Source organism: Streptomyces sp. NPDC127595, assembly GCF_042671685.1.
Lineage (GTDB): Bacteria > Actinomycetota > Actinomycetes > Streptomycetales > Streptomycetaceae > Streptomyces.
Genome location: NZ_JBHXWK010000014.1, coordinates 199,411 through 209,377, shown reverse-complemented (window position 1 = coordinate 209,377; position 9,967 = coordinate 199,411). Strand labels below are relative to the sequence as shown.

Below are 9,967 nucleotides of genomic sequence, written 5' to 3'. Positions count from 1 at the left end.
GGCGCCCGGTGCTCAATGGCACCGGGCGCCCCCGTCGTCGTAGAAGGAGAACCGGGGACATCCGGGGACATCCGAGGAGATCCGCTTACGCGATGTGCTCCTCCTGGAGATCCGCCGTGTGGCGGTTGGTGAAGCGGTTGACCAGTCGGTCGGCCTCGCGGTGCGGGAGCGTGATGCCGTACGTGGCCTCCACGTCGCCCCTGAACTGGCCCGAGGTCGGGTAACTGCCGTCTATCGACTTCTTGAAGACCGCGTAGTAGTCGTCCTCGGTCGGCTCCGAGCCGCCGCCCGCACCCATCTCACGGGTACGGCCCGGGCCCGCCGGTATCGGGAAGGTACCGGTGTCCTCCGGAGAGGGCTCCGGGACGGGCGGCTCCTCGTACTGCTGCGGGAACGGCTGCTGCTGCTCGAACGGCTGCTGTTCGAACTGCTGCTGCTGCTCGAACTGCTGCCGGGCCTGGAACCGCTGCTGTTCCTCGAACTGCTCCGCCTGCTGCTGCTCCGCGAACCACTGACCGTACGCGGCATCCGCGTCGTACGCCGGGTCGTACGTGGGGTCGTAGCCGCCCTGATAGGCGACGGACTGAGGGTCCCGCGCCTGAAGCCACGGGCTCTGCGGCTCGGCGTAGCCCTCCGGCTCCTCGGGGGGCTCGTTCGCCTCGGGGGCGGGCAGCTGCTCCCGGGCGGGTGCCACGTCGCCCTGGAGGACGGGGGCGGCGGGCTCCGGCTCGCGGGCCGGCTCCAACTGCGGCGCGGGGGGCAGCAGTACGGGTTCGATACCCGCCGCCGCGAGACCCGAGGGGGCCGTCTGCGCCAGCGGAACGCCGTACCTCGCGAGCCGCAGCGGCATCAGGGACTCCACCGGGGCCTTGCGGCGCCACGCGCGCCCGAAACGGGACTGGAGCCGCGCCTGGTAGACGAGGCGGTCCTGCTCCAGCTTGATGACCTGCTCGTAGGAGCGCAGCTCCCACAGCTTCATCCGGCGCCAGAGGAGGAACGTCGGGATGGGGGAGAGCAGCCATCGCGTGATGCGGACGCCCTCCATGTGCTTGTCCGCCGTGATGTCCGCGATACGGCCGATCGCGTGCCGGGCCGCCTCGACCGAGACCACGAAGAGAATCGGGATCACGGCGTGCATGCCCACGCCCAGCGGGTCCGGCCAGGCCGCCGCGCCGTTGAACGCGATCGTCGCCATGGTCAGCAGCCACGCCGTCTGGCGCAGCAGCGGGAAAGGGATCCTGATCCACGTCAGGAGCAGGTCAAGGGCGAGCAGGACGCAGATGCCCGCGTCGATGCCTATCGGGAACACATAGCTGAAGTTCCCGAAACCCTTCTCGATCGCGAGCTCGCGGACGGCCGCGTACGAACCGGCGAAGCCGATGCCCGCGATGACAACCGCACCGGCGACGACCACGCCGATGAGGATGCGGTGCGTGCGTGTGAGCTGAATCGGCGCGGACACCCGTACTCCCCTCCCCTTACTTGTCGTTGCGCGCAACAGGGTGGCACATGTGTGCGGTGCCCGGGCGCACGGTACGGCACGAGCCCGGTCCCTGTAGGGGCCGGGCTCCTGCAAATGGCCTGGTGGGACTACGAGTTACGCCGCGGAAGCAGCTCTGTCACTTGTCCGGGTCAGCTTTCCTTGGCCGCCGACTTCGACGGGGACGCCGACGCGGATGGCGACGCGCTCTTCGAGGCCGACTGGGAGGGGGAGGCGCTCGACTCGGCGCCGCCTTCCTTGTTCGCCGCGGTCACCGCCGCCACCGCCTCCTTCGCGGCCTTCTCCGCCGCCTTCAGCAGAGTCGCGGCGGACGGGGCCTTCTCGCCCGCCAGACCGGCACCGTTGTAGTCGAGCGTGACCACGACGTTCTCGACGCGCGCCACGACCGTCTGCTGCTTGAAGGCGCCTTCCTTCTTCTTCAGGTCATAACTCACTGCCGTCGCCTCGTCGCCCGTACCGGACACCGACGCCGACTTCGTGTTCTTCGCGCCCGACACCGTCTTCGCACCCGAGACCTGCTTCTCGAAGTACGTGTGCGCCTGCTCGGCGCCCGTGCCACGCGCGTCCGACTCGAAACGCAGCAGGGACACGTTCAGCCAGCGGTACTGCGAGCCCTTCACACCATTGCTGTCGAGGCTCGTCCAGTAGCAGTTGCCGCGCGCGGACACCTCATCCGTCGCGCCCGCCTTGCCCTTCTTGCCCGCCTTCGGGACCAGTGAGCCCAGCGTCTTGTCCGTCAACACCGAGCAGGACTCGGGCAACGTCGCGTACGCGGCCACCTGCACGGCGTTCGCCGAGGGACTCACGGACACCTCCGTACCCGGGCTCGTATCGGAGCCGTTGTTCGCGTCACTCGCTGCGGAGCCGGCGTCGGAGCCGGAGTCCGAGGAACAGCCTGCGGCGACAAGCATCACCGGGACGGCGGCTGCGCTGACAAGGATGCGGGTGAGTCGCGGTACTCGGCCTACTCGCTGTACTGGTCGGTGCATGGTTCCTTCACTCGTGGCTCGTGGTACGGCCGCACATGGAACGTACGACCGGGTCGGGTCCGAGGGGCCACGGTACGCGGTGAGACAGGCGAGCGGTCCTGCTTCGGGGGCTTTGCACCACGGTGCCCAGCCCCCTCCGGACCCCCTAACCGTTGAGCGTGTCAGCCAGCCTCGCGGCCAGATTCCGGGCCCTGTCCTGCATTTCCTCGCTGTCCGGCACCTCGCCCGTGACCGCCGGCTGCTCGTCGTACTCGATCGTCACGATCACATTCGACGTGCGGAACACCACAGTCACCGTCCGCTGCTGCGCCGTCGAGCCGGCCGAACTGAGCGTGTCGTTCAGGTACGCCTCGTCGCCGAGACCGTCGAGGGTGCGGGGCTGGAGGGAGGTGGGGGTGGCGTCTGCGGAGGGGGAGGCGGACGAGGAGGCGGACGAGGAGGCCGAGGAGGCGTCGGAGGGGGAGTCCGACGGGGACGCGGAGCTCCCGGCGTCCGGACTCTCCGAACTCGCGGAACTGGTCGAGCCGGCCGAACTGGTGGGCTCGGGCAGGTCCGCCGCCGTCTCCTTGCCCGTGTAGAGCTCCGAGGCCTTGTTGTCGTCGCTCACCGCGTTCTCGTACGAGACCACCCGCTCGAAATCGACGAACAGGTGGTCGGTGGCGTTCTCCGACTCCACCTTCCAACGGCAGCCGACCCGCCGGTCGGTGTCGTAGGTCAGGGTCGGCGTGCCCTCGTACGCCGTGCTGCGCTGCTCCTCGTCGGCGATCTGCTTGATGCCGGGCAGCAGCGAGTCGAGGCTGCCGTGGCCGACGGCGGCGCAGGCCTCGGGCAGCGTGCGGTACCTGCCGGGCTGCGCCGCGGGTGCCGTCGTACCGGAGTCGCCCGGCTTCGCGTCGTCCGGCGTGCCGTCGTCGCCCGAACCGCCCGTGCAGCCGGCCAGCAGTGCCGCGAGGAGCACGGCGACGCCGGATACATACGCCTTCCGCTGCACGGTCAGGCTCCTCTCGGCCCTTCCCGAAGGCCTGAGGCCCGGGATGTCCTGTGGTTATTCGGTTGCCGCGTGGGGGCGGCCCCTGGAGACAATGTCTATCGCACGCAGAGCCGCGAACGCCGGTCCGTTGTCCCATACGTCGACCTTGGCGCCGGTTTTGCGTTTTAAGTCTTCTGTTTACATCCGGGGGAAAGAGAACGATATGTCGTACGTAGAGGTACCGGGCGCCAAGGTCCCCATCCGCATGTGGACCGACCCCGCGTCGGTCGAGGACGTGGCGATGAGGCAGCTCCAGAACGTGGCGACTCTGCCATGGATCAAGGGGCTGGCCGTCATGCCCGACGTCCACTACGGGAAGGGCGCGACGGTCGGCTCCGTCATCGCCATGCGCGACGCCGTGTGTCCGGCGGCGGTGGGGGTGGACATCGGGTGCGGGATGTCCGCCGTCAAGACGTCGCTGACCGCCAATGACCTGCCGGGGGATCTTTCGCGACTTCGGTCGAAGGTTGAGCAGGCCATTCCGGTGGGGCGGGGGATGCATGAGTCGGCGGTGGAGCCCGGGCGGTTCCATGGGCTGGCTACTGGGGGGTGGGATGCGTTTTGGGGGCGGTTTGATGGGGTTGCTGAGGCGGTCAAGTTCCGGCGGGGGCGGGCCGTTTTGCAGATGGGGACACTCGGAGCCGGGAATCACCATTGTGAGGTATCGGTTGATTCGGATAATTCGATCTGGTTGACGCTCCACTCCGGGTCCCGAAACATCGGCAAGGAACTCGCCGAGTACCACATTGGGGTAGCTCAGAAACTCCCGCATAATCAGGGCCTGGTTGACCGTGACCTCGCGGTCTTCGTCTCGAACACTCCGCAGATGGCCGCGTACAGGAACGACCTCTACTGGGCGCAGGAGTACGCGAAGTACAACCGCTCCATCATGATGGCGCTTCTGAAGGACGTCATTCGTAAGGAGTTCAAGAAGGCGAAGCCGACATTTGAGATGGAGGTCAGCTGTCACCACAATTACGTCTCCGAGGAGCGCTACGACGGAATGGACCTGCTCGTGACGCGCAAGGGTGCAATTCGGGCGGGTGCGGGCGACCTCGGGATCATTCCGGGCTCCATGGGTACGGCGACGTACATAGTGAAGGGTCTCGGAAACGAGAAGGCGTTCAACTCGGCCTCCCACGGGGCGGGTCGGCGTATGAGCCGTAACGCGGCCAAGCGTCGCTTCTCGACAAAGGACCTGGAAGAGCAGACGCGGGGTGTGGAGTGCCGTAAGGACTCTGGCGTCGTGGATGAGATTCCGGGCGCCTACAAGCCGATCGAGCAGGTTATGGAGCAGCAGAGCGACCTCGTGGAGGTCGTGGCGAAGCTTAAGCAAGTTGTTTGTGTGAAGGGCTGACGTGCGAGGTCCCCGGTCAGAGGCCGGGGACCTCGCACATTGGGTTATAGATCGCTTGGCCTGTTTACCTGGCCGGTGCGCAGGCGCCAGAGGCGGAGATGGCAGCTCTGGGTAGTCCGGCCGAGTGCTTCTGCCGCGGCCTTCGGGCTGTTGAGTTCCAGTAGAATGCGGTCCTCCCGTTCATTCCAGGTTCGCTTCGTGTAGGCGGCCCGCATGTTGGCAGGGCGCGCCCAGGTCGTCAGTGAGTCGGCCGCCGTGCGCTTACGCTGCAGGGACAGGCAGCCGGGGTAGTAGAGATGGGCTGCCAGGCTCTGGGCCACCTCCATCGTGTAGAGAATGTTGTAGATGTCATCTCGGGTATTTCGCTTGATGATCCGCTCGGCACCGGTGACTTCCTTCGTGTAGCGGCAGAGGTAGGCGCCGATGGCCGTGCTCGCCGTGGTGAGGGAGATGAAGGGGAAGCCCTTCGCGGTGTAGCCCACCGAACCGTCGGCGTCGATGACGCCCCGGAGGTAGTCGCGCCGCGAGAACTCACCTTGAGGCGGCGTGATCGTCTTCGATTTGCGGCCGTAGGGCAGGCCGAGTTGGTTCAGCTTGGTCCTGGCTTCAAGGGAGCACAGGGTCCAGGTCGCAGAGTGGTGAGCCTCGGCGAAGTTCGTGGATCTGACGCGCTCGGTGATGCTGCTGTTGTACGGCGTCAGCCGCTGGAACTCGCGCAGGATCCCGATGTCCCGCACGTTGATCTCGGCGGTCAGGCGCCCTTTCTGGCCCGTGCCCTTCGCAAGATGCCCGTCGGCCTGCAAGAAGCCGAACATGTAGGCGTAGTTGGGGTCTTCGAGGTCCATGAAACCCGTCGTGTCGACGCCGAGGGCGTCGTCCAGCGTGAACTGGTGGGCGTTAGGCTCGCGTTCAGCCATGAGGAAGTTAGGCCTTCCTGTGTGGTCAGGCCCTCGGTCGGGATGGCAGTCCCGGCCGAGGGCCGTCGCTTTTTGATGTTGTGGCGCGAGCCTAGATCGTGAGTTCGGTCCTCGTATGGGCGATCTGTTCGGTTCACCCTTGTGAGTTAGTGGAGTTGCTTTTCGAAGAGGGTGACTGTGTAGGGGGTGCCCGGGCCTGCTGTGACGTGGCGTTCGCCTACGGGGGTGTAGCCGGCGGACCTGTAGTACGTGTGCAGGCGGGGGTTGGTGGTGAGGCAGTCCAGGCGGGCGAGGGGGCGGCCTGTGGTGGCGATGCGGGTTTCCGCTGCTGTGAGGAGGTGGCGGCCTGTGCCGGGTGGGGCTGTGGTGCGGGCGGTCATCAGGCGGTGGATGTAGGCGGCGGTGGGGGGTTGGGGGCCCCAGGTGGCTTCGTCGTTCCACCAGAGCTCCCAGGTGCCTACGGGGTGGGGGCCCTGGTGGGCCAGCCAGACCTCCGCCTGTTGGAGGTGGGTGCGGAAGTGGGTCTCCGTCATCTCGCCCGAGGTCCACTTGTCGATTCCGCGGGACACCTGCCAGTTGGCCGCCGTGTCGCGGAGGCGGACCAGGGTGGGGAGGTCGGCCTCGGTCGCCTGGCGGAAGGTCAGGGGTGGGGGGTCGGGCGGCAGGGGGTTCTGCTGTCCGGGGCCGCGGAGGGTGTGTTTCTCTTCACAACTCGCCAGCGTAGGGAGGGAGTTCGCTCCCTGGCGTGCGGCCGGGTAGAGGGAGTTCCCTACTTCGCGTGCATGACCGCGTAGATCATGACGAACGCCACGATGTGGATGCCGAAGAGGAAGTACGCGAGGTACCACCACACGTAGCGTTCGTCCTTTGTCTCCTGTGCCAGGCGGAGTTGCTCCTGTTCTTGCCTCTGTTGCCGCTCCGTCTCCGTCTCGGTGGAGGGCTCTTCCGGTGTCACAGTTCCCGGTGGATCTTCGCGTTCGATGCCTGGGCGCGGGGGCGGACCACGAGCAGGTCGATGTTGACGTGGCTGGGGCGGGTGATCGCCCAGGTGATCGTGTCGGCCACGTCCTCGGCGGTGAGGGGCTCGGCGACGCCCGCGTACACCTTGGCGGCCTTCTCCTCGTCGCCGCCGAAGCGGGTCAGTGCGAACTCGTCCGTCTTGACCATGCCGGGCGCGACCTCGATGACGCGGACCGGGGTGCCGACGATCTCCAGGCGGAGGGTCTCGGCGAGGACGTGTTCGCCGTGCTTGGCGGCGACATAGCCACCGCCGCCCTCGTACGTGCTGAACCCGGCCGTGGAGGAGATGACGACCACCGTTCCGTCGCCGCTCGCGGTGAGGGCGGGGAGCAGGGCCTGCGTGATGTTCAGGGTGCCGATGACGTTCGTCTCGTACATCTGGCGCCAGTCCGCCGGGTCGCCCGTCGCGACGGGGTCGGCGCCCAGTGCGCCGCCGGCGTTGTTGACCAGGACGCCGATCGTCTTGAAGGCGCGGGCGAACTCGTCGACCGCCGCGCGGTCGGTGACGTCGAGGGCGTATGCCGTCGCCTGGTGGCCCGTCGCGGTCAGCTCCTCCGCGAGTGCCTCGATGCGGTCCTTGCGGCGGGCGGTCAGGACGACGCGGTAGCCCGCGGCCGCCAGCTGCCGGGCCGTCGCGGCGCCGATGCCGCTGCTGGCGCCGGTGACGACGGCGATACGGGACGCGGCGGCGGGGCTCATGCGGTTTCTCCTCGGGCGGGGTCTGGCGGGCGGGACTTGGCAGACGCGACTTGGCGGGCGGGGGTGTTCGTGCTGGCCTGCCCTGCCCTGGCAAGGATAGGCGGAGTGGGTGTGAGGGGGGTTGCCGGACTGGTCCGGGGGTGGCCGGGAGGGCCGTGCGTGGGAAAATGGGGTGGGTGATCCCCTGTGCAGGAGGTGGATCATGGGACAGGCACGTGAGGTCATGGACCGGCTCACCGAGGCGCTCACCTCGACCCCGGATCTGAAGGCCGTCGCCGAGCTGTACGCGGCGGACGCGGTCGCTGTCACGCCCGATGCCGGAGAGGTCCACGGGCGCGACAACATCGTCGACTACTGGCGTCAGATGACGGACGCGGTCACGGACGCCTCGTACGAGACCGTGTACGCGGCCGAGGTCGGCGACACCGCCATCGACGAGGGTTTCTACAGCGGGACGAACACGGGGCCGCTGCCGTTGCCGTCCGGGGAGTCGCTGCCCGCGACCGGGAAGAGGGTCAGGATTCGTGGCTGCGACTTCGCGACCGTCGTGGACGGGCGGATCGTCAGCTATCGGCTCTACTTCGACCAGATGGATTTCCTGGGGCAGCTTGGGCTGCTGCCTGAGGAGACGCCCTGAAGGGACGCTCTGAGGTTGCCCTGGGCGTGCCTGAGGGGCGCCCAGGCCTCAGTTTCCTCGTGGGGCGTACATGATTACCGCCATGCCCGCGAGGCAGATCAGCGCGCCCGTGATGTCCCAGCGGTCCGGGCGGTAGCCGTCCGCGACCACTCCCCAGGCGAGGGAGCCCGCGACGAATACTCCGCCGTACGCGGCGAGGATCCGGCCGAACTCGGCGTCCGGCTGGAGCGTGGCCACGAAGCCGTAGATGCCGAGGGCCATCACGCCCGCGCCGACCCACAGCCAGCCGCGGTGCTCCCGTACGCCCTGCCAGACCAGCCAGGCGCCGCCGATCTCGAAGAGGGCGGCGAGGACGAAGAGGGCGGCGGAGCGGGCGATCAGCATGCGGTCACTTTTGCATGGGGGGCGTGGTGGCTGGCGCGTGTTCGTTCCGCTGTGATCTGTCACCTGATGGAGGGCGCCTTGCGGCGGCCCAGGGTGGGATACATCTCCTGACGGTGGCCCGATGACCGGGTGGCTGGATGACCTGCCGGTCTAGCGAAGGAAATGACCTCATGGGGATGCGGACGCTGATGCGGGTGTGGTGTGCGGTGGTTGTCGGTGCGGGGCTGGTGGTGGGGGCGGGGTCGCCTGCCGGTGCCGGCGGCTTCCCTCTCGTTCCCGAGGCCGATCTCGCCTATCACGGGTACGTGTCCATGGCCGACGGCCGTGTCGACGTACGGCTGACCCCGCGGAACCACGGTCCGAGCGCCGTCACGGACGCGACCGTCCGGCTGCGTTGGTCGGTCGCGTTGGCGGACCGGCAGAGTCTGCCGGGCGGGTGTGCGCGGGCGGACTCACGGGCGGTGGTGTGCCGGACGGGGGCGCTGGCGGCGGACGGGCTGGGGGAGGAGATCGCGCTGGCGGTACGGCTGCGGGGGGCGCCGGCTGAGGTGATGCTGGAGTTCGAGACGGTGTGGGGTGGTGGGGCGGTGGATGGCAACCGGGCGAATGATCGGCAGCGGGTGTTGGTGCTGGATACCGGGGACTCGTACGTGTTCTAGCGGGGCGCTGTTTGCGGGGGGCGGTCCGGGCCCGGTCGGGGGCCGGAGTCCGGGCCGGTGGGGGCCGTGGACCGGTCCGTGGGGGCCGCGGACCGGGCCGGTGGGGGCCGTGGACCGGGCCATTGGGGCCCGTGGACCGGTCTGTGGGGGGTCGGGGCCGGGGGTCGGTACATCCGCCCGTCGCCGACGGGCACTTTTGTTTGTTGTTGGGCTGGGGCTCGGTGTGACCACGTTGGCGACGGGCATTTGATGTACCGGCCCCCGGCCCCTTCCGTGGTCATTCCGGGTGCGGGGCCGGTGCGTCCGACGGTCAGGACGGCAGGGAGTCGTAGTGGGCCCTTGCCTTGTTGACCTGCTCGATGTGTAGCTCCGCCCAGTCTTTCACCGCTGCCAGGAGGCAGCTGAGGTTGGCGCCCAGGGGGGTCAGTTCGTAGTCGACGCGGACCGGTACGGCGGGGGTGACCGTGCGGGAGACGATCCCGTCGCGTTCGAGGGAGCGGAGTGTCTGAGTCAGCATTTTGGGGCTGACGCCCGCGATTTTTCGGGCGAGGTCGCTGTAGCGCATCGAGCCGGTGGTGAGTGCGCAGACGACGAGGCTGACCCATTTGTCGCTGATGCGGTCGAGGAGCTGGTTGGTCGGGCAGCTCTTGATGAACGCGTCGTACTCGACGCGTGCCTGCTCGCGCCGCTGGGCCGCGGTCGTGGTCGCCATGGCTCACCTCCGGGTGACGTACGCACCTTCAAGTGCCTGCTTACCGAAAGAGAGTAACTCTT

At 68.1% G+C, this 9,967-nt stretch carries 12 protein-coding genes; 3 read left to right on the top strand and 9 right to left on the bottom strand.

The window, feature by feature from the left end:
- Positions 1-85: 85 nt before the first annotated feature.
- The 3 genes from ACFVKT_RS34925 to ACFVKT_RS34915 all read right to left on the bottom strand — a co-directional run bounded on the left by ACFVKT_RS34925 (position 86) and on the right by ACFVKT_RS34915 (position 3,481).
- Positions 86-1,462 carry a DUF2637 domain-containing protein gene (locus ACFVKT_RS34925; protein ID WP_385739118.1) on the bottom strand — a complete coding sequence of 459 codons (1,377 nt, stop codon included), beginning with the start codon at positions 1,460-1,462 and terminating at the stop codon, positions 86-88.
- Positions 1,463-1,632: 170 nt separating this feature from the next.
- Positions 1,633-2,490: a DUF3558 domain-containing protein gene (locus ACFVKT_RS34920; protein WP_385739115.1), complete on the bottom strand. Its 858-nt coding sequence runs from the start codon at positions 2,488-2,490 to the stop codon at positions 1,633-1,635.
- A 145-nt stretch (positions 2,491-2,635) separates the two neighbouring features.
- The gene (locus ACFVKT_RS34915; RefSeq protein WP_385739112.1) at positions 2,636-3,481 is read right to left on the bottom strand and encodes a DUF3558 domain-containing protein; all 846 of its coding nucleotides are present in this window, start codon (positions 3,479-3,481) and stop codon (positions 2,636-2,638) included.
- Positions 3,482-3,683: 202 nt separating this feature from the next.
- Here ACFVKT_RS34915 and ACFVKT_RS34910 point away from each other — a divergent pair, with 202 nt between their 5' ends.
- Positions 3,684-4,877 carry an RtcB family protein gene (locus ACFVKT_RS34910; RefSeq protein WP_385739109.1) on the top strand — a complete coding sequence of 398 codons (1,194 nt, stop codon included), beginning with the start codon at positions 3,684-3,686 and terminating at the stop codon, positions 4,875-4,877.
- A 44-nt stretch (positions 4,878-4,921) separates the two neighbouring features.
- Here the strand turns inward: ACFVKT_RS34910 and ACFVKT_RS34905 are convergent, their stop codons facing one another.
- From ACFVKT_RS34905 to ACFVKT_RS34890, 4 genes are all read right to left on the bottom strand, one after another.
- A complete protein-coding gene (locus tag ACFVKT_RS34905; RefSeq protein ID WP_385739106.1) occupies positions 4,922-5,794 on the bottom strand; it encodes a hypothetical protein in 873 nt (290 codons plus the stop codon).
- A 146-nt stretch (positions 5,795-5,940) separates the two neighbouring features.
- The gene (locus ACFVKT_RS34900) at positions 5,941-6,363 is read right to left on the bottom strand and encodes a GNAT family N-acetyltransferase (RefSeq protein WP_385739103.1); all 423 of its coding nucleotides are present in this window, start codon (positions 6,361-6,363) and stop codon (positions 5,941-5,943) included.
- 200 nt (positions 6,364-6,563) lie between these two features.
- A complete protein-coding gene (locus ACFVKT_RS34895; RefSeq protein ID WP_385739100.1) occupies positions 6,564-6,749 on the bottom strand; it encodes a hypothetical protein in 186 nt (61 codons plus the stop codon).
- On the bottom strand, positions 6,746-7,513 hold the full coding sequence (locus ACFVKT_RS34890; protein WP_385739097.1) for an SDR family NAD(P)-dependent oxidoreductase: 768 nt from the start codon (positions 7,511-7,513) through the stop codon (positions 6,746-6,748). The genes ACFVKT_RS34895 and ACFVKT_RS34890 overlap by 4 nt, the downstream gene beginning before the upstream one ends.
- Positions 7,514-7,715: 202 nt before the next feature.
- Between ACFVKT_RS34890 and ACFVKT_RS34885 the strand changes: the two genes are divergently transcribed.
- Entirely contained in the window at positions 7,716-8,150 is a 435-nt protein-coding gene (locus ACFVKT_RS34885) for an ester cyclase (RefSeq protein WP_385739094.1), read from the top strand.
- 48 nt (positions 8,151-8,198) lie between these two features.
- Here ACFVKT_RS34885 and ACFVKT_RS34880 read toward each other — a convergent pair whose 3' ends face one another.
- Positions 8,199-8,534 (bottom strand): YnfA family protein, encoded by a 336-nt coding sequence (locus tag ACFVKT_RS34880; RefSeq protein ID WP_385739091.1) that lies wholly within the window; start codon positions 8,532-8,534, stop codon positions 8,199-8,201.
- Positions 8,535-8,710: 176 nt separating this feature from the next.
- Between ACFVKT_RS34880 and ACFVKT_RS34875 the strand changes: the two genes are divergently transcribed.
- Positions 8,711-9,193, top strand: a complete 483-nt coding sequence (locus ACFVKT_RS34875; protein ID WP_385739208.1) for a hypothetical protein — start codon at positions 8,711-8,713, stop codon at positions 9,191-9,193.
- Positions 9,194-9,503: 310 nt separating this feature from the next.
- On the opposite strand, the gene ACFVKT_RS34870 is transcribed toward ACFVKT_RS34875, so the two are convergent.
- Positions 9,504-9,905: a winged helix-turn-helix transcriptional regulator gene (locus ACFVKT_RS34870; RefSeq protein WP_385739088.1), complete on the bottom strand. Its 402-nt coding sequence runs from the start codon at positions 9,903-9,905 to the stop codon at positions 9,504-9,506.
- Positions 9,906-9,967: the final 62 nt, after the last annotated feature.